Annotated in this window: 18 protein-coding genes; 10 read left to right on the forward strand and 8 right to left on the reverse strand. The window is 69.7% G+C overall.

The window, feature by feature from the left end:
* Window positions 1-9: 9 nt before the first annotated feature.
* Window positions 10-885 carry a PAC2 family protein gene (locus WFI00_RS12975; RefSeq protein ID WP_336633147.1) on the reverse strand — a complete coding sequence of 292 codons (876 nt, stop codon included), beginning with the start codon at window positions 883-885 and terminating at the stop codon, window positions 10-12.
* Window positions 886-1038: 153 nt separating this feature from the next.
* Here WFI00_RS12975 and WFI00_RS12980 point away from each other — a divergent pair, with 153 nt between their 5' ends.
* From WFI00_RS12980 to lnt, 9 genes are all read left to right on the forward strand, one after another.
* Window positions 1039-1707 (forward strand): HAD family hydrolase, encoded by a 669-nt coding sequence (locus WFI00_RS12980; protein WP_336633209.1) that lies wholly within the window; start codon window positions 1039-1041, stop codon window positions 1705-1707.
* Window positions 1704-2735 carry a tRNA (adenine-N1)-methyltransferase gene (locus WFI00_RS12985; RefSeq protein WP_336633146.1) on the forward strand — a complete coding sequence of 344 codons (1032 nt, stop codon included), beginning with the start codon at window positions 1704-1706 and terminating at the stop codon, window positions 2733-2735. Before WFI00_RS12980 ends, WFI00_RS12985 begins: the two co-directional genes overlap by 4 nt.
* A gap of 4 nt (window positions 2736-2739) precedes the next feature.
* Window positions 2740-3666: a peptidylprolyl isomerase gene (locus WFI00_RS12990; protein WP_336633145.1), complete on the forward strand. Its 927-nt coding sequence runs from the start codon at window positions 2740-2742 to the stop codon at window positions 3664-3666.
* A gap of 44 nt (window positions 3667-3710) precedes the next feature.
* Window positions 3711-4703 (forward strand): helix-turn-helix transcriptional regulator, encoded by a 993-nt coding sequence (locus WFI00_RS12995; RefSeq protein ID WP_336633144.1) that lies wholly within the window; start codon window positions 3711-3713, stop codon window positions 4701-4703.
* Window positions 4700-5659 (forward strand): helix-turn-helix transcriptional regulator, encoded by a 960-nt coding sequence (locus WFI00_RS13000; protein WP_336633143.1) that lies wholly within the window; start codon window positions 4700-4702, stop codon window positions 5657-5659. The genes WFI00_RS12995 and WFI00_RS13000 overlap by 4 nt, the downstream gene beginning before the upstream one ends.
* An 82-nt stretch (window positions 5660-5741) precedes the next feature.
* On the forward strand, window positions 5742-6002 hold the full coding sequence (tatA, locus tag WFI00_RS13005; protein WP_336633142.1) for a Sec-independent protein translocase subunit TatA: 261 nt from the start codon (window positions 5742-5744) through the stop codon (window positions 6000-6002).
* A 67-nt stretch (window positions 6003-6069) separates the two neighbouring features.
* Complete coding sequence (gene tatC, locus WFI00_RS13010; protein WP_336633208.1) at window positions 6070-6825, forward strand: twin-arginine translocase subunit TatC; 756 nt, start codon at window positions 6070-6072, stop codon at window positions 6823-6825.
* Window positions 6822-9296, forward strand: a complete 2475-nt coding sequence (locus tag WFI00_RS13015; RefSeq protein WP_336633141.1) for a DEAD/DEAH box helicase — start codon at window positions 6822-6824, stop codon at window positions 9294-9296. Before tatC ends, WFI00_RS13015 begins: the two co-directional genes overlap by 4 nt.
* A complete protein-coding gene (gene lnt, locus WFI00_RS13020; protein ID WP_336633140.1) occupies window positions 9293-10843 on the forward strand; it encodes an apolipoprotein N-acyltransferase in 1551 nt (516 codons plus the stop codon). The genes WFI00_RS13015 and lnt overlap by 4 nt, the downstream gene beginning before the upstream one ends.
* A gap of 69 nt (window positions 10844-10912) precedes the next feature.
* On the opposite strand, the gene WFI00_RS13025 is transcribed toward lnt, so the two are convergent.
* The 4 genes from WFI00_RS13025 to WFI00_RS13040 form a co-directional block, all read right to left on the reverse strand.
* Window positions 10913-11290 (reverse strand): RNA polymerase-binding protein RbpA, encoded by a 378-nt coding sequence (locus tag WFI00_RS13025; protein WP_336633139.1) that lies wholly within the window; start codon window positions 11288-11290, stop codon window positions 10913-10915.
* Window positions 11291-11381: 91 nt separating this feature from the next.
* Window positions 11382-12170: a glycerophosphodiester phosphodiesterase family protein gene (locus WFI00_RS13030; RefSeq protein WP_336633138.1), complete on the reverse strand. Its 789-nt coding sequence runs from the start codon at window positions 12168-12170 to the stop codon at window positions 11382-11384.
* A gap of 1 nt (window position 12171) precedes the next feature.
* Window positions 12172-13284 carry an SPFH domain-containing protein gene (locus WFI00_RS13035; protein WP_336633137.1) on the reverse strand — a complete coding sequence of 371 codons (1113 nt, stop codon included), beginning with the start codon at window positions 13282-13284 and terminating at the stop codon, window positions 12172-12174.
* On the reverse strand, window positions 13284-13790 hold the full coding sequence (locus tag WFI00_RS13040; RefSeq protein WP_336633136.1) for an NfeD family protein: 507 nt from the start codon (window positions 13788-13790) through the stop codon (window positions 13284-13286). Before WFI00_RS13040 ends, WFI00_RS13035 begins: the two co-directional genes overlap by 1 nt.
* Before the next feature lie 120 nt (window positions 13791-13910).
* On the opposite strand from WFI00_RS13040, the gene WFI00_RS13045 reads away from it, so the two are divergent.
* Window positions 13911-14675 (forward strand): SDR family oxidoreductase, encoded by a 765-nt coding sequence (locus tag WFI00_RS13045; RefSeq protein WP_336633135.1) that lies wholly within the window; start codon window positions 13911-13913, stop codon window positions 14673-14675.
* 60 nt (window positions 14676-14735) lie between these two features.
* Here the strand turns inward: WFI00_RS13045 and WFI00_RS13050 are convergent, their stop codons facing one another.
* The 3 genes from WFI00_RS13050 to WFI00_RS13060 form a co-directional block, all read right to left on the reverse strand.
* Entirely contained in the window at window positions 14736-15287 is a 552-nt protein-coding gene (locus tag WFI00_RS13050) for an HdeD family acid-resistance protein (RefSeq protein WP_336642367.1), read from the reverse strand.
* A 103-nt stretch (window positions 15288-15390) separates the two neighbouring features.
* Entirely contained in the window at window positions 15391-16311 is a 921-nt protein-coding gene (locus WFI00_RS13055) for an AEC family transporter (protein WP_336633133.1), read from the reverse strand.
* Window positions 16312-16942: 631 nt separating this feature from the next.
* A complete protein-coding gene (locus tag WFI00_RS13060; protein ID WP_336633132.1) occupies window positions 16943-18880 on the reverse strand; it encodes a hypothetical protein in 1938 nt (645 codons plus the stop codon).
* Window positions 18881-19238: the final 358 nt, after the last annotated feature.

Consider the following 19238-nt stretch of genomic DNA (forward strand, 5'->3'; position numbering starts at 1 on the left):
CCGGCCGGATCAGCGGCGCGGACCGTCCGGGCCCTGTCCGGGTCCGAGCCCGCGCGGGCCGTCGCCGCCTCGGCGGAGGTATCGCTCGAACTCCTGCGCGATGGCGTCCCCGGACGCCTCGGGGGAATCCCACGTGTCGCGGGTCTGCTCGAGCTGGTGGATGTACTCGGTCATCTCCTCGTCGTCCGACGCGGCCGCGTCGATCGACGCCTCCCACGCGAGGGAGTCCGCCGGCAGCTCGCCCCGCGGGATGACCGCGCCGGTGAGATCGCCGAGCCGGTCGAGGAGGGCCAGGGTGGCCTTGGGGGACGGCGTATGGCCCGCGACGTAGTGCGGCACGCTGGCCCACAGCGCCGCGCAGGGGATGCCCGCCGCCTCCGCGGCGGTCGCGAGCACCGTGAGGATGCCTGCGGGGCCCTCGTAGGTCGGCTTCTCGAGACCGAGCGCCGCGCGCAGGGCGTCGTTGTCGCTCCCGGCGAAGACGGAGATCGGTCGCGTGTGCGGCACGTCCGACATCATGGAGCCGAGGGCGACGATCCCCGTGATGTCCTCGCGCAGGGCGGCATCGATGAGCTCGCTGACGAAGGCCTGCCAGGCGCGCGCGGGCTCGAATCCCGACAGGAGCCACAGCCGTGTGCCCTCGACCGGGTGCAGGGGCCGCCAGACGGTCGCATCCGGCCAGACGAGGCGGCGTGCCCCCTCGGCGTCCAGGCGTACCTGCGGGCGGGTGTACTGATAGTCGAAGTAGAGCTCGGGGTCCACCGCGAAGACCTCGCGATACGCCCCCGACTCGCGGATGTGGGCGACGGCCGCGGAGGCGGCCTCACCGGCATCGTTCCATCCGTCGAAGGCGACCACCAGCACCCGCTGACCCAGTTCGTCCACACCGCTCCTCATCGTCCCTGAACCGTTCCCCCCACGATACGCGTCGCCCGCGGCGCGCGGGCGGCGACCGCCTAGCATGGAACGATGACCTGCGCGCCGGCCGACCCTTCGCACCCCGGCGCCGAGACGGCCCCCGCCCCGACGCGCGCAGCGATGCCCGCCGCGGTGCTGTGGGACATGGACGGCACCCTGGTCGACACCGAGCCCTACTGGATGTCGGCCGAGGGCGCGCTCGTCGAGCGCTTCGGCGGCACCTGGACGCACGAGCAGGCCCTCACGCTGGTCGGACAGGGCCTCGAGACCTCGGCCGGCATCCTCCAGGCCGCGGGCGTGCGCATGGGGGTCCGCGAGATCATCGATCACCTCACCGAGGAGGTGTCGCTCGCGCTGTTCGAGCAGGGCCCGCCGCTCCGGCCGGGCGCGCGCGAGATGCTCGTCGCGCTGGGGGAGGCGGGCGTGCCGTGCGCCCTCGTGACGATGTCCCTGCGCCGGATGGCGGAGGTCGTGGTCGCCTCGCTCCCCGAGGTCCGCTTCCCGGTGATCGTCGCCGGTGACGACGCCACGCGCCCTAAGCCGTTCCCGGATCCGTATCTGCAGGCGTGCGCCGCGCTGGGCATCGACCCCGCCCACGCCGTCGCGATCGAGGACTCGCCCACCGGCGTGCGCTCGGCCGTCGCCGCCGGGGTCACCACGATCGGCGTCCCCCTCATGGTCTCCCTCGTCGGCACGGGCGCGCACGTCCTGTGGCCGTCCCTCGCCCACCGCACCCCCTCCGACATCGCCGAGGTCTTCGCGACCCACGGCGCGAAAGGCCGCCCATGAACACCGACCTGCGCCCGAGCGGCCCCTTCCGCCTCGGCGACCGCGTGCAGCTGACCGGTCCCAAGGGCCGACTGCACACCGTGACGCTGCGCGACGGGGGAGAGCTCCACACGCACCACGGCGTGCTCCGGCACACCGAGATCATCGGCAAGCCCGACGGCTCCGTGGTCACCAACTCCGGCGGCCACGAGTACCTCGCCCTGCGCCCGCTCCTGCGCGACTTCGTCATGTCGATGCCGCGCGGCGCGGCCATCGTGTACCCGAAGGATGCGGCGCAGATCCTCGCGGCCGCCGACATCTTCCCCGGCGCGACCGTCGTCGAGGCGGGCGTGGGCTCGGGTGCGCTGTCGCTCTGGCTGCTGCGCGCCATCGGGCCGGCGGGACGCCTGGTCTCCTTCGAGCGCCGAGACGAGTTCGCGCAGGTCGCCCACGCGAACGTGGAGACCTTCCTCGGCCACGAACCGGACACCTGGTCGGTCGTGGTGGGCGATCTGGTCGACGAGCTGCCCGGCGCCGTCTCCCCGGCGTCCGTCGACCGCGTCGTGCTCGACATGCTCGCCCCGTGGGAGTGCATCGACGCCGTCGCCGAGGTGCTCGCCCCCGGCGGAGTCGTCCTCTGCTACGTCGCGACGGCGACGCAGCTCAGTCGCGTGGCCGAGTACCTGCGCGGAACCGGCCTGTTCACCGAGCCGGAGGCGAACGAGACCATGGTGCGCGGCTGGCACGTCGAGGGTCTCGCCGTCCGGCCCGACCACCGGATGGTCGCACACACCGGGTTCCTGATCACGGCGCGCCGCCTCGCCCCGGGTGCCATGCCGCCCGATGTCCGCAAGCGCGCGCTCAAGAAGCCCAGCTACGCCGACGAGGACGTCGAGATCTGGACCCCCGGCGCGGTCGGAGACCGCGAGATCACGGACAAGAACCTGCGCAAGCGCGTCCGCGAGGCGCAGCGCGCGGCCGACGGCGCTCGGCTCGCGGGGGAAGGGCCCGACGACGACGTGGCTTCCGCGACCGGCGACGTAGACTGATCCGGTGCATCGCGTCCCCGCCGTCCTCGCCGTCCTCGGGCTGTCCGTCCTGACCCTCGCGGCCTGCTCGTCCGCCCCCGCCGGTACCCCCGGCGCCTCGTGCGACCGCCCGCAGTCGGATGCCACCGTGCTCGACTTCGCCCAGACGTCGGGCGACTTCGGCACGCCCGCCCTCGCGCTGGACGCACCGGTGTACGTCCCGCAGACGACGTTCACCGATGTGACCGTCGGCGACGGGATGCGCGTGACGAGCGATGTGCAGGACGTGCAGTTCTCGATCGCCCTCGCCAACGGGGCGACGGGCCAGGTCATCGGCGAGTCGGGCACCCAGGTGCAGTCCGTCGCCTCGTGGGGCACACGCTTCGCCGGTCTGGCGACGATGCTCATGTGCGCGACGGAGGGCTCGCGCATCGTGGGGGCGATCCCCTCCTCGGACATGTCCGACGAGGCCGTCCAGGGCCTCGGACTCACCTCCGGCCAGACGCTCGTCGTGACGGTCGACCTGCAGCGCGTCTACCTCGGCGCGGCGGACGGCGCGCCCCAGTACAACGACCGGGGCGGAATGCCGTCGGTGGTCACCGCCCCCGATGGGCGGCCGGGCGTGATCGTGCCGGACGGCGCGGCGCCCGACGGTCTCGTGGTGGAGACGCTGAAGAAGGGCACCGGCCCCGCCGTCGGCGCAGACGACACCGCACGGGTCCAGTACCTCGCGGTCGACTGGAAGACCCGCGCCGTGAACGACTCGACGTGGCAGAGCGGCGCGTCGGCACCGGTCGCCCCCGGCAGCAAGGTCGCCTTCGCGTCGCAGCTCCAGGGCGCCACCGTCGGCTCGCAGCTGCTCGTCGTCGCGCCGGCGACGACCGACGGCGGTTCGGCGACGATCTACGTCGTCGACATCCTCGGTATCGACGACCCCGCCCCGACGCGCTGAGGCCGAGCGGCCCCGGCGGCACGGCGGCATCCTAGGATGGGCGGGTGCCCACCGAGACCCTTCGCACCGCCCCCGAGGAGCGACTCGTCAACCTCGTCGTCGCCCTCATGGCGACCGAGCAGGGTCTGACCAAGGACACCATCCTGTCCTCCGTCGCCGGGTATCGCGAGCAGAGCACCGCGGGCGCGTCGAAGGACGCGCTCGAGAAGATGTTCGAGCGCGACAAGCAGACCCTTCGCGGGCTGTCGATCCAGATCGAGACGATCGGCGACTACGCCGATCCCGACGATCTCCGCGAGGCGCGCTACCGCATCCCGACCGCGGAGTACGAGCTGCCCGCGGACATCGACTTCACGCCGGCGGAGCTGGCTCTGCTGAACCTCGCCAGCGGCGTGTGGAGCGAGAGCTCGATGTCGGCCGACGCGCGCAGCGGCCTGCGCAAGATCCGCGCGATCGGCATCGACGTCGACGCGCCGATCATCGGATACTCGCCGCGGATCAACCTGAGAGAGCCCTCGTTCGGTCCTCTCCAGCGTGCCATCGAGCAGGGGAGGGTCGTCGGCTTCACCTACGTCAAGCCCGGCGACGGGGCGGCTCGGCGCCGACGCATCCGGCCCCTGGCCCTCATCGAGTACGAGGCGCGCTGGCACGTGTACGGGTTCGACCTGGACCGCGACGACGACCGGACGTTCCTGCTGTCGCGGATCGCCTCCGACGTGGAGATCACGACGGCCCGCTTCGACCTCGCCCAGCGCGAGGGCGCGGGCGAACGCGCACTCGCGGGGCTGGACGAGCTCGCCTCCCGCCAGCGGGCGCTGCTGGAGGTGACTCCGGGGACGGAGGCCGCCCTGCGGCTGAGCCGTCGCGCGGCCCCCGCCGATCAGGGCATCCACGTCCCCTTCGTGGACGTGCACATCTTCGCCGACGAACTGGCCTCCTACGGCCCGGAGGTGCGCGTCGTGGAGCCCGCCGCGCTGCGCGACGAGGTCATCGCGCGGCTGCGCCGCGTGCTCGAGGTCCACGGAGGAACGTCGTGAACGAGCGCAAGCCCCTTCTGGCGACCGATCGCGCCGCGCTCATCCTGCAGCTCGTGCCCTATCTCATCGGGCAGGGCGAGGTGTCGCTGGCCGACGCGGCGGACGAGTTCGACGTCACGCCGGCCCAGATGCGTGCGATGGTCGAGAAGCTCACCGTCATCGGGCTGCCCGGCGAGGGCGGCTTCTGGCAGATGGCGAACGATCTCTTCGACATCGACTGGGACCTGCTGGACGAGCAGGACCTCATCGTCATCACGAACGCGGTGGGACTCGAGCGCACCCCGAGGCTGAGCGCGCGCGAGGCGGCGGCGCTGCTGGCCGGCCTGCAGCTGGCCGCGTCCCTCCCGGGCGTGGGCGACAGCGACGTGGTGCAGGGCCTTCTCGCGAAGCTCGCCCGCGGCGCCTCCAGCGCACCCGCCGACGTGATCGTCGCCTCGGCCGCGGTCGACGACGTGCGCATCGCCGTCGCCGAGGCGCTCCGGCGCGGGGTCGCGCTGTCCTTCAGCTACCAGGCGCCCGATGCACCCGTGACCACCCGCACGGTCGACCCCGTCAAGGTCCACATCGCCGGCGGGCAGTGGTACCTGCAGGGGTGGTGCCATCTGCGCGAAGCGGTGCGGACCTTCCACCTCGACCGCGTCTCCGACGTCCGTCTCACCGAGATCCCCGCCGCCCACGCGACCGAGCCGCTCCCCGGGCTGTTCGAGCCCGCCGACACCGACGTCGAGGTGGCCGTGCGCTACCGGGAGACCGTCTCCGCGCTGCTCGCCGACTTCGTCGTCGAGGACCGCGGCGGAGCCGACGGCGTGCGCACCGCGGGGATGCGCGTGGGCGACGCGCGCAGCCTCAAGCGTCTCGCCGCACGCCTGGGCGGCGACCTCGAGGTGGTTGGCCCCGCCGACGTGCGGGCGGCCACGGCGGACTGGGCGCGCGCGGGACTCGAGCAGTACCGCTGATCGCGACGCGTCCGGCGTGCACTCACCGTGCCCGGGTCGCGGGCGGTTACACTGGGCAGGACGCTTCTGACAAGGGGATGCAATGGGAAACCTGTTCGCCGGTCCGCACCTGTGGATCCTCCTGATCGTGATCCTGCTGCTGTTCGGCGCGGCGAAGCTTCCGGCGCTCGCCAAGAGCATGGGTCAGTCGGCACGGATCTTCAAGGGCGAGATGAAGGCGATGAAGGACGACGACGCGCCCGCCGCGGCCGCCGAGAACACCGCCGCCCCCGCCCCCACTGTGCAGCCTCCCGTCGCCGCGCCCGCGGACCCGGCCCCCGGCGCGCCCGACGCCAAGTCCTGACCCGGCGGTGGCCACGGCGGAGCATCCGCCGCTCGGAGCAGACGACCTTCCGCGCGGCGACAAGCGGATGTCGCTCGGACAGCATCTCGTCGAGCTGCGCAAACGGGTGATCATCGCGTTGGTCGCCCTCGTCGTCGGCATGGTGATCGCCTACGTGCTCACCGACTGGATCATCGCCGCGATGACCGAGCCGATCCGCATCGTGGCGGAGCGGCGGGGCGATGAGGCGATGGTGAGCCTCATGTACTCGACCATCACGGGGCCCTTCGATCTCAGGCTGCGGATCTCGTTCGTCGTCGGCATCATCCTCTCGGCGCCCGTGTGGCTTTGGCAGCTGTGGGCGTTCCTCATGCCGGGGCTGACGCGCAAGGAGATCCGCTACACGATCGGCTTCGTGTCGGCGGCGGTCCCGCTGTTCTTCGCGGGCTGCTTCGTCGGCTGGTGGGTGATGCCCCACATCGTCGAGATCATGGCGACGTTCTCCGCGCAGGGCGCGGACAACCTCTATGAGGCGAAGTACTACTACGACTTCGTCTTCAAGCTGATCATCGTCGTGGGCGTCTCGTTCGTCGTCCCGGTCTTCCTCGTGGCACTGAACCTCGCCGGGATCATGACCGGCCTCGCCATCGTCAAGGCGTGGCGGGTCGCCGTGCTCATCGCGGTCGGCTTCGCGGGGCTCGCCACCCCTGCGGCGGACATCGTCAGCATGCTGCTGCTCGCGGGCATCCTCATCGTGCTCTTCTTCGCCGCCGCCGGGCTGTCGATGCTCTTCGATCGGCGACGGGCGAAGCGGACGGCTGCCGAGCTGGGGCCGATCACGTGAGCGATCCCGCCGCACGCTACGCGCAGGCCCAGGCGCGGAGGTCGCATCCCGTGACGGCCGAGTTCGCGGCGGCCCAGCGATTCGATCTGGATCCGTTCCAGATCGCCGGATGCCAGGCGCTCGAGGACGGCCGGAGCGTCCTCGTGGCCGCGCCCACCGGCGCGGGGAAGACCATCGTGGGCGAGTTCGCCATCCACCTCGCGATGCTGACCCCGGGGGAGAAGGCGTTCTACACGACCCCCATGAAGGCCCTGTCGAACCAGAAGTTCCGCGAGCTGCAGGAGGTCTACGGCGAGAGCGAGGTCGGGCTCCTCACCGGCGACACGAACATCAACGCGGGCGCTCGTGTGGTCGTCATGACCACCGAGGTGCTGCGCAACATGCTGTACGCCGATTCGTCCGCGCTGCGCGGGCTGCGGTACGTCGTCATGGACGAAGTCCACTACCTGGCCGACCGCTTCCGTGGAGCCGTGTGGGAGGAGGTGATCATCCATCTCCCCGCCGACGTCCGACTCGTCTCGCTGTCGGCGACCGTCTCGAACGCCGAGGAGTTCGGCGACTGGCTCGACACCGTGCGCGGCGACACGGAGGTGATCGTCTCGGAGACGCGGCCCGTCCCGCTCGAGCAGCACGTGCTCGTGCGCGGCGATCTGCTTCCCCTCTTCGACGACCGGGCCGGCATCGCGACCGCGCAGGTCAACCAGGAGCTCATGCGGATCCGCGGTGGCTCGGGAGCGCGCTACGAGAACAACCGCCGCGCGCAGGACTTCCGTTCGGGCGGCGGATACGGCGCCGGGCAGCAGCGCCCGGCGAAGGGCGGACGGCGCCCGGTGCGCTCGGCGAACGTGCAGCGGATCGAGCGGCTCGACCGGCCCGAGGTCGTCCAGCTGCTCGAGCGGGCCAACCTGCTGCCCGCGATCTTCTTCATCTTCAGCCGGGCCGGATGCGACGGCGCGGTCCAGCAGGTGCGTCGCTCGGGTCTGCGACTGACCTCGCGCGAGGAGCGCGACGAGATCCGCCGCGTGATCGACGAGCGCACCCGCACCTTGAACGAGGACGATCTCCAGGTCCTCGGCTACTGGGAGTGGCGCGACAACCTGGAGCGCGGCGTCGCCGCCCACCACGCCGGTCTCCTCCCCGCGTTCAAGGAGGTCGTCGAGGAGCTCTTCCGCCGCAAGCTCGTGAAGGTCGTCTTCGCGACCGAGACGCTCGCCCTCGGCATCAACATGCCCGCGCGCACGGTCGTGCTCGAGAAGCTGGAGAAGTTCAACGGCGAGGCCCGTGTCGCGATCACCTCGGGGGAGTACACCCAGCTCACCGGCCGTGCCGGCCGCCGCGGGATCGATGTGGAGGGCCACGCCGTCATCCAGTGGACCGAGGCGCTCGATCCCCAGGCGGTCGCGGCCCTCGCCTCGCGCCGCACGTATCCGCTGAACTCGAGCTTCCGCCCCACGTACAACATGGCGGTCAACCTCATCGACCGGTTCGGCCGTGAGCGCGCGCGGGAGATCCTCGAATCCTCCTTCGCGCAGTTCCAGGCGGACCGCGCCGTCGTCGGCCTGGCCCGCGAGGTCAAGGACGCCGAGGAGTCGCTCGCGGGCTACGTCGCGGCCATGACCTGCGACCGGGGCGACTTCGTCGAGTATGCCCAGGTGCGCAGCGACCTCAGCGACCTGGAGAAGCTCAACCGCGCGGATCGCACGGCGCCCGCACGGATCCGCGACCAGCGGCAGCAGGAGATCCAGGCGCTCCGGCGGAAGATGCAGCGCCATCCCTGTCACACCTGCCCCGATCGCGAGGCCCATGCCCGCTGGGGCGAACGCTACGCCAAGCTCCGGCGGCGCGTGGACAAGGTGAGGCAGCAGATCCAGACCCGTACGGGTACCGTGGCGCGCGTGTTCGATCGGGTGGTCGACGTCCTCGTGGCACTCGACTACGTCCGGGTCGCCGCGGACGGGGCGGCGACGCTGACCCCCGCCGGCGCGACGATGAAACGCATCTACGGAGAGCGCGACCTCCTCATCGCCGAAGCCTTGCGCCAGGGACTGTGGACCTCGCTCGACGCACCCGGCCTCGCCGCCCTCGCGTGCTGCCTCGTGTACGAGCCGCGCCGCGACGAGGCGGGCCCGGGCGAGCACGGACTGCCGCGCGGCCCGTTCCGGCAGGCGCTGAGCGTGACGCAGGAGCTCTGGGCGCGGCTCGACGACCTCGAGCAGGACCACCGTCTGCCGGGGAGCGACCCGGTCGCGACGGGTCTGGCCACCGCGATGCACTCGTGGGCGCGCGGTGCGTCGCTGGACCGGGTGCTCGACGAGGCCGACCTCGCGGCGGGGGACTTCGTCCGCTGGGCGAAGCAGACGATCGACCTCCTCGACCAGCTCTCGCTGGTGGCCGAGCCACCCGTGGCGGCGACGGCGCGCGCGGCGCTCGAGTCCGTGCGACGCGGCATCGTGGTGTACGGGTCGCTGTGAGGGCACCCGCTGTGCCGCGGCCCCTCCTGCCGCTCTGGCTCGCCGTGCTGACCGCTGCCGGCGGCGGGTTCGTGCTGACGCTCGCCTTCCCCGCCCTGGCGTGGTGGCCGATGGTGTTCGTCGCCGTGCCGCTGGCCCTGATCGCCCTGATCGGCCGGCGCGCCGGCGGCGCGTTCCTGGTCGGCTTCGTGTTCGGCGCCGCGCTGTTCTTCGTGAACCTCTCCTTCACGGCGCGCTACCTCGGACCCGTCCCGTGGGTCGCACTCTCCACCCTCGAGGCCCTGCTCACCGCGGCGATGGCCGTTCCGATCACCCTGGCGTACCGCTGGATGCCGCGGGTGGCTCCGGGCCCCGCCGGGCGGCTGCTCGCCCTTCCCGCCCTCGTCGCCGGGCTCTGGGTCGCGCGCGAGCAGCTGCTCGGAAGCTTCCCGTACGGCGGCTTCCCGTGGGCGCGGATCGGTGTGACGCAGGCTTCGTCCCCTCTCGCCGATGTCGCCTCCTGGACCGGGATCAGCGGATTGTCGTTCCTCATCGTGTTCGCGTGCGCGGCGGGTGTCGAGGCCGTGCGGGGTGGCGGCGTGCGCAGGGGGAGGGCGAGGCTGTCGGGCGCGGTCCCCGCCGTCGTGGCGCTGGTCGTGCTGTTCGCCCTGCCGGCGTTCCCGACGTCCGACGCCGGTGCGATCCGCGTGGGGGCCGTGCAGGGGAACGGCCCGGCGGGCTACTTCGACGAGCGTGCGCCGTTCGACGTGCTGCGCGCGCAGGTCGCCGCGACCCGGCCGATCGAGGGACGGGACGTCGATGTCGTGCTGTGGCCGGAAGGGGGCGTCGACGGCGATCCGACGCGTAACCGATCCGTGGCCGCCGTGCTGGACGACGTGGCGGAGCGGACGGGGGCGCCGCTGCTGGTGAGCGCGGTGCGGCAGAGCGGCGACGAGTACCTGAACTCCTCGCTCGTCTGGGAGGCGGGCGAACACAATCCGACCCAGACATACGACAAGCGGCACCCCGTGCCCTTCGGAGAATATGTCCCGGATCGACCGTTCTGGAGGCAGTTCGCCCCCGATCTGATCGATCTCATCCAGCGCGAGTACACCCCAGGGACCACCGCGCCGTTCGTGACCGTCGGAGGTGTCGGAATCGGTCTCGCGATCTGCTTCGACGTGATCTACGACGACGTGGCGTGGGACGGCGCGCGAGCGGGCGCAGAGGTCTACATGTTCCAGACCAACAACGCGGACTTCCGCGACACCGACGAGAACCTGCAGCAGCTCGCCTTCGCGCGGATGCGGGCCGTCGAGACCGGACGGTCCGTGGTGAACCTGTCCACCGTCGGGACGAGCCAGGTCATCGCTCCCGACGGATCCACCATCGACCAGCTGCCCGCCGACGAGCCCGGTGCCATGGTCACCGACGTCCCCCTGCGAACCGGGCTCACGCCCGCGGTGGTCGCCGGCGGCGCCATCCAGCTGCTGCTGGGGTGGGGGAGCATCCTGTCGCTCGCCGCCGTGGGCGTCGCATCGGTGCGGCGTCGACGCCTCGGTCGCTGACGGGCCCGGACACGACGAAAGACGTCGGCCCCCGATCGAGATCGGGAGCCGACGTCCGAGGTTCGTCGCTCAGGCGCTCAGGCGCGCCGCGTCCTCGCCGGAGCCGCGCCGTGCACGCAGCAGGGCGAGGCGCTCCTCGAGGAGTTCCTCGAGCTCGGGGACGGTACGACGCTCCAGGAGCATGTCCCAGTGCGTCCGGGCGACCTTGTCGCCGGAGTGGTCGACCTCGACCACGGTGTCGCCGATGCGGCGCACCGCCTCGGCGCCGCACGTCCGGCACTCCCACGCTTCGGGGAGCTCGGCGTCGGCCGCGAACGTCATCACGGTCTCGCGTCCGCACTGCGTGCAGACATAGGTGTGGTTCGCGCGCTCATGGAACACGACGCCTTCCTCGCTCTGTAGGCTGGAAGCGCCGAGTCGGATGCCGCGCAAGCTGCGATCTGCCATTGTGTGGTCCTCTCGTCCAGTCAGGTATAACGCGTCGACCTGTGCGCAGCATCCGAACCTCCGGGTCGATGCGGCCTTTCACAGGCGATGCTCAGGACGCCCGCCGCCGGACCACCCCCAGGGCGAGGTCGGCACGGTCGGTGACCAGTCCGTCCACGCCGAGATCGAGCAGGCGCCTCATGTCGTCGGGGTCGTTGACGGTCCAGACGTGCACCTCCGCGCCGGCGGCGTGCACGAGTCGGAGGAGGCGACGGGTGACCACGCGCACGACGCCCGCCCGCTCGGGGACCTGCAGCGCGTCGACGCCGCCGAGCGCGGCGCGCACGAGCGCCGTCGATCCCGTCGTCACCGCGGCGAGCACACGAGCGACCGTCGCCTGACCGCCCGAGGTCGCGGGCCTCCCGCCCGCGGCGTGCGCCGCTTCGAGCGCTTCTCGGCGCCGGCGGTCCGAGAAGCTCGTCAGAAGTGTGCGGTCCGCGTGGCGCGCCACGATCCGCCCCAGCGGCAGCGCGGCCGCGGCGGCCTTGACGTCGAGGTTGAAGCGCAGCGTCGGGAACGCATCGAACGCCTCCGCCGCCGTCAGCAGCCCGCCGCGGTCCGCCATGATTCGCGCGAGCTCTCCGTGCCGCACCGCCGCGACCGCGCGAGGGTCGCCCGTCACGCGGGAGAGGTCGTCGTCGTGGAACAGCACGACGACGCCGTCCGCCGTGAGGTGGCAGTCCGATTCGACGTACTCCGCGCCGACCGCGTGCGCGGCGGCGACAGCGGTGAAGGAGTTCTCCACGGCGCCGTCGGACGCTTCATCCGGAGGCAGGAAGCCCCGGTGAGCGAGGACGCGGGGGCGGGAGCGGGAGAAGTAGGGGTGTCGTGCCGCGGACACCTCAGGCGTCGCCCGGGCCCGATGCGTCGCCGGCGAGCGGCGGCACGATGGCGTCCACGCCGGTATCGGTGGCATGGGCCGCGCTGGCGATGTCGTCCGCCGCGGATGCCGCCGCACGGGCCGCGGCGACCGCCTCACTGGCGGCGTCCGATGCGGGGGCCGTGGGCGCGGTCGTCGCCGGACGCGGGGCGCGGGCACGTGCCGCACCGACATCGGCGACCCGGCCGCCCAGCGCATCGCCGATCCCGTGCAGCGCCTCGGTGAGCTCGCTCGGGATGATCCACAGCTTGCTCGACGGGCTCTGCGCGATCTTGGGCAGCGTCTGCAGGTACTGGTAGGCCAGCAGGCTCTGGTCCGGCTCGCCCGCGTGGATCGCGTGGAAGACCATCTGGATGGCCTCCGCCTCGCCCTGCGCGCGGAGCACCGCCGCCTGCTTGTCGCCCTCCGCGCCGAGGATCGCCGCCTGGCGACGACCCTCCGCCTCCAGGATCTGCGACTGCTTCGAGCCCTCGGCGGTCAGGATGGCGGCACGACGGTCGCGCTCTGCGCGCATCTGCTTCTCCATCGAGTCCTGGATCGAGTGGGGCGGATCGATCGCCTTCAGCTCGACGCGCGACACGCGCAGCCCCCATTTGCCGGTCGCCTCGTCGAGGACGACGCGCAGCTGCCCGTTGATCTCGTCGCGGCTCGTCAGCGCCTCTTCGAGGTTCAGCCCGCCGACGACGTTGCGCAGTGTGGTCGTGGTCAGCTGCTCGACCGCGGAGAGGTAGTTGGCGATCTCGTAGGTGGCCGCGCGGGCATCCGTGACCTGGAAGTAGACGACCGTGTCGATCGACACGACGAGGTTGTCCTCGGTGATGACGGGCTGAGGCGGGAAGGACACGACCTGCTCGCGCATGTCGACCAGGGGGCGGAGGCGGTCGATGAACGGCACGAGGAGGTTGAGCCCGGGGGAGAGGGTGCGCTGGTAGCGGCCGAGCCGCTCGACGACGCCGGAGTACGCCTGCGGGATGATTCTGATCGATCGGAAGATGACGACGATCACGAAGACCGCCACGACCACGAGCAGGACGATCACGAAGATCTGTCCCGCGAAGGCTCCGATGTCGACCATCAGTCTGCGCTCCTGTCGGTGAGGGGAGTGGGGGAGGAGGGAGGGGCGAGCGGCGCCGGCGCGATCTCGACCATGGCGCCGCGCACGGCGGTGACGACGATGCGCTCACCGACGGGGATCCGGACGCCTTCGGGCGTCGCCGCGACCGACCACAGCTCGCCGTTGTCCAGGCGCGCCGAGGCGACGTCACCGGTGAACGGCGCGACCAGTCGTCCGCCGAGGCCCGCGATCGCGTCGACGTTGGTCGGATGCAGGGCGCTGGAGCGATGGAGGGCCCGGAGCAGAAGGGGCCGGATCGTGAACAGGAGCAACGCGGAGACCGCGGCGGCCGCGAGGACCTGGAGCCACCACTCGCCGCCCAGGAGGTTGACGCCGAGACCGCCGATGAGCGTCCCGCCCGCGAGCATCAGGAACGTGAACTCGAGAGTGAGCAGCTCGATGATGATGAACAGGAGCGCGAGGACGAGCCACGCGATCCACATGTACTGCGTCAGATCCGGAAACATGCTCGGCTCCTTCGACACCTCTGTCCGCACTCTAACATTCCGGATGCGGACCGAGCCGGTTGGTAGGGTCGGAGGGTCGTCGGAGCCCGCCCGACACCTCGTAGCGATGTAGGAGCACGCATGTCCCAGCCCATTCCCGCCGGATCCCTCACCGGGAAGACGGCCCTCGTCACCGGCTCGTCGCGGGGCATCGGTGCGGACACCGTCACCTACCTCGCCCAGGCGGGCGCCAACGTGGTCATCAACTACCGCAACAAGGCGCCGCGCGCCGAGAAGCTGGCGACGCAGCTGCGCGAGCTGGGGGTCGACGTGCTCGTGGTCGGAGCGGACCTCACCGATCCGGCATCCGTCGCCGACATGATGACCCAGGTGCGCGAGACCTTCGGACGTCTCGACCTGCTGGTGCTCAACGCCTCCGGCGGTATGGAGAGCGGCATGGGGGAGGACTACGCCCTGGTGCTCAACCGGGATGCGCAGCTCAACGTCCTGGATGCCGCACGTCCGCTCCTGCACGACGGATCCCGCGTCGTGTTCGTGACCAGCCACCAGGCGCACTTCATCCGCACGACGCCGACGATGCCGGAGTACGAGCCGGTCGCCCTGTCCAAGCGCGCCGGCGAGGACGCGCTGCGCGAGCGGATCCCGGCACTCTCGGCGGAAGGCGTCGATTTCGTGGTCGTCTCCGGCGACATGATCGAGGGCACCATCACCGCCACCCTGCTCGAGCGCGCCAACCCCGGCGCGATCGCCGAGCGCCGCGAGTCGGCGGGCAAGCTCTACAACGTGTCGGAGTTCGCCGCCGAGGTCGCCCTCGCGGCGGTCGAGCCGATCCCCGCCGACAACACGCGCCTGGTCGGGGACGTCAGCTCGTTCGGCGGCGCCTGACCCGCAGACCACGACGAAGCGCCCCGCGGCCGAGACCGCGGGGCGCTTCGTCGTGACGGGCTACTTGCCGAACGAGAAGGCGCGTCCGATCTGGATCGCACCCAGGACGACCGCGCCGATGCCGAGGAGCCACCACAGCGTCGCCGCTCCCCAGATGGGGGAGAACAGCAGTGTGAGGCCCGCGACGATCGAGATGATGGCGAAGAAGATCGTCCACCCGCGCGAGGCGGCGAGTTCGAGCGTGGACAGGGCGACCACACCTTCGACGATCCACATGATACCGACGAGGATGCCGAGGAAGGCCGCGAGCCACAGGGTCGTGGCGCCGAGGTTCGCGAACGCGACGATGCCCGCGATCACGAACAGCACGCCCAGGAGCACGTGGCCCACGCGGGACCACCCGCCCTTGCCGACGGCGAAGATGCCGATGCCGACGTAGACGAGTCCGGCCGCGATGGCGTAGATGGCGACGATGGCCGCGACGACCATCGCCGTCTTCGCCGGCCACACGAGGATCAAGATGCCGAGGATGATGGACAGCACGCCGCCGATGCCCAGAGCAGTGCGGATGCTGCTCTTGGCGGCCTTGCCGAAGTCCGTGTCAGCGGTCATGGGGGAACCCTTTCTGGTAGACTGCTGTGAACTGTGTCACGATCACTGTAGACCCCCGACGTGTCGGCGCGTGACACGACGCGCAACATGCGCGCCGCGGTGCTCAGCCCAGGACGAGCGTGATGCCGAGCAGGACGGGCACGCAGCCGAGCGTCGTGAGGAACACGCTGTCGCGGGCGATCGTCTCACCGACATCGAAACGCTGGGCGTAGTTGAAGACGTTCTGCGCCGTGGGAAGAGCGGCCAGCACGGTGACGATGAGCACGTCGTGGGCGTCGAGGCGGAACAGGAACGTCGCGACCGTCCACGCGACCATGGGCATGACGACGAGCTTCAGCCCGGAGGCGAGGAGCACGTCACGGCGTCGGCCCGGCGCGCCGAGCACCCGCTGGCCGTGCAGGGAGATTCCGTAGCCGATCAGGAGGACGGGGACGCACGCGTTCGCGATGAGCTGCAGCGGATCGATGACGATGGGCGGCATCCGCCAGCCCGAGAGCGACACGAGGACGCCGAGCACCGAGCCCACGACGATCGGGTTCGTCAGCGTCCGGCGCAGGATCGGTATCGGACGTCGCTTTCCCGTGGAGATCGACTCGAGGATCGCCATCGCCACGGGAGTGAACGCCAGCAGCTGCAGAAGGATGACGGGCGCCGGGTAGGCGGCGCTGCCGAGCAGATACAGCGACAGCGGGATGCCGATGTTGTTCGAGTTCACCTGGCCGGCGGAGAGGGTGCCGATGAGCGTCTCCGCGATGCCGCGACGCCAGACGAACCGCGCGATCGCCGCGTAGACCGCGAACACGATGACGGCGGCGATCGCCGAGACCGGGAGCAGTGCGGAGAACAGCGTGTGGACATCGGCCTGAGCGAGGACGACGAACAGGAGGAACGGCGACAGCACGAAGAAGGTCAGGCGGCTCAGCACGTGACGGGCGTGCGGGCCGAGCAGGTCGATGCGTCCGAGGACGTAGCCGACGGCGATGGCGACGCCCACCACGACGAACCCGGTCAGCGTCTCCCACATGATTCGACCCTATTGCCGGTGCGGGAGGCTCTCCCACGTAACACCGATAATGCACATTATGTCAGCTTAAGTGGTCATTATTCCATCGGATGCAATTCAGCCGCTCCCCGACGAGCTCTTGAACCTCAAGGTAGTGCGCGGCGCCAGTTGGTGCTAATGGCGCACTCCTGACCTCCGATGCGCGCGCACCCGCACAGCGCCCGTTGATGCCAACCCTTAACCTCTTCCCCGGAGCCCGCGCAGGTCGTCACGTAACGCGTGAACAGCTGAAGAAGGAGCTCAACGACCTCGGAGTGAGCATCCTCGCCGGTAAGAACACCGCTCTCGACGAACTCGTTGCATCGATTCCCGGGCCCGTGGTCGCGGATAGCTTCGGGTTCAGTTACACAGCGATGGGAGCGCACGAGCACTACACAAATGTGAGATACCGCGGGTACGTTCACGGTCGTGTGGATGAATGACTCTGCGATGAGCCTGCGTGCCTGGAGCACCACCACTCCCCCGCCGATCCGCGCGATGCGGCCACACGCCTACTTGGCGGTCGAATCCGGCACCTGAGACGGAACTACATCTAGCTGGCTGATCCTCATGAAAGAGGCAAGGCGTTCGCTCGACGAAGGAACAATCATGCTCAAGGCGCCTCTGAAGTGTCAACCTCGCGGCCGAGCCCGAACAGTCCCTTTCGTTTGATGGGGTACCCGAGCTTGCGAAGCGAGTCCTCGGCCTTCTTAGCGACTGCGGGGAATCTCCCTCCAGATTCGACCATCGCTTCTCCCAACCTCCTTCGGACCCCGCTGGGGATGGGCTTCCCCAACCGAACGGCGTACTCGAGAGCGATGTCGGCGGCCGACGTGTTCAACGACAGCATCGGCGCAATCACCTCGAGCAGGATGCGTTTGCGCGCGGAGGGAGTTGAGAAGTTGGCCATCTGCGTGATCTGCAACACCGCGCGGCGACCCTCGTTGTTCGTGCAACGGCGATACCGGTCGACAAGCAACGACGCGACGCTCGACTCATCCACCTCGTTGAGTCCCACCGCAGAGAGCAACCGGGCGGATTGAACGGCCGCTGCTTCACTGGAGATGAACGACTCCAACAGCGAGAACTGTTCGGCGGGAGCGAGCTTCGCGCGCCAAGTAGCGACGGCGGACAACAACGAGGACGACGCGGTCGGAAGGTCGGGCCTCAGCACTGCGAGTACGTCCGCGAGCGGAGCGTCTGTACCCTTCAACCATCGCTGCTCAAGATCAATGAAGGCGGGCCCGGTTAGGTCCGCGCGGCTCGCTGCCACCGCGTCAGCAGACACAGGAGGAACAGTCGCGACATCGAGTTCGGGGTGCTCAAGGAGGCGGACTCGAAGACGAGCTTCATCGGGCTCGCTCAGCCAGGTTTCGCCGGACCCGGCAGCGATGAGAGACGCCAGCGCGTCTTCAGCCAGATCAGAGTCGAGTAGCGACGTGACCTCTTTCAATACCCATTCCGCCAGTTCTGACTCAGGCTCCTCCTCAACAAGATCCTCACCTAGCGCAAGCGTGAGAAGTTCCGCCCGCTTGGTGTCAAGAGCCAATCGCGGGATAACCCCGGCGCGCACGAATACGTCAGCGACTGCCGTACGATGCTTGTGCGCGGCGAGCTCATCGTCGCTCATAGGAACATCATCGAGCGCGACGATGTCTACCACCCGGGATCGAAGTTGCGCGTTGCAATAGTCGAGCAAACGCGCGACTGAGATCGCTCCGGGCATCAACTCCTCTTCATCGAGAGTGTTCACGTCCACCGCGGCGCGTTGCCACATCGTGTCAACAAGCGCCAGGAGCGCCGTCTCACTACGGGAGTCGTCAGCAAACTCTTCGGCGGGCCACGAGTCCAACCACTTCGGCCAAAGACGAGTGACGCGCCAGTGTGCCTGCTCCAGTACTAGCGCAGCGACCTCGCAGTCTCGAACGAGAGAAGCATTGAGGTGCCTCTGCACGATCTCTCGAGTTTTTATCTTGTCGACCTTTAGCAGGATTCTTAGAACGACTGCCGCGCTTTCGTTTTCTGGACTGACAGACTTCAGCAGTCGGTCCAGAGCGGCGAGGACGTTCACCGGGTCGTAGGGTTCCTCAGAGTCGTCATCGTCGGCCGGGGCAGCGACTGCTCTGCCTGCCGCACGAGCTGCTGCTGCTTCTTTCTCGCGCTTTTCGCGGGCAGCCTTTGCTGCCGTGAACTCAGTGATGGCCTCGGCGACCTTTGCAACGAGAGCCTCTTCGCTGGCAACGAGGACGGCGGTTCGTTGAGGGTCCTCTGCGCTGAGAAGAGCGTCGACGAACACATCGGGATCTTCCACCATGAGGCGATGGGTTACTAGCTCCGAGACCTTCTTGGGCGAGAGCGTCACCGACCGCGCTCCAGAACGTAGAACACGCTGGAGAAGGTTGTCGTCTGTGGTGGCCAGGTCGCTCGATAGCACCAGATGGCCCAGGGCTTCAGCTTCAGGTCGGCTACCGACCGTTGCAACCTCCCAAGCGCCACTAGCTGTGACGCTCGTGAGGGCAGCCGCTTTGTCGCCGAGGGCGGTCAAGGTCACGAGAGCAATCTCGTTCGCGAACGGCCTCGCGACTTCTGGATCCGTTGCCACTACGGCCAACAAAGCAGAGGCAACGTTGGGCGCTTCCAATCCGACAGCGGCGCGAGCCTGTTGAATTAGAAGCTGAATGCCTGCCGCCTTCGCGTCGGATCCCAAACCGGCGAACGTTTTGGTGAGGGCAGCCAGTGAAGCATTCTGAGCGTCTCGCTCAAACTTCTCGGCAACTGCTGCAGGGAGCCCGAAAAGAGGCTCTGCGCATTCTGGGTGGGGTGAGGCGCTCGGGCGTGGCGTGACGGGGTGAGGTGGGTCGAGGCCCGGAGGATCGGTAGCGACCAAGCAACCTGTTCGTCCGGAGACC

This window comes from Microbacterium sp. MMO-56, from assembly GCF_037146215.1.
Lineage (GTDB): Bacteria > Actinomycetota > Actinomycetes > Actinomycetales > Microbacteriaceae > Microbacterium.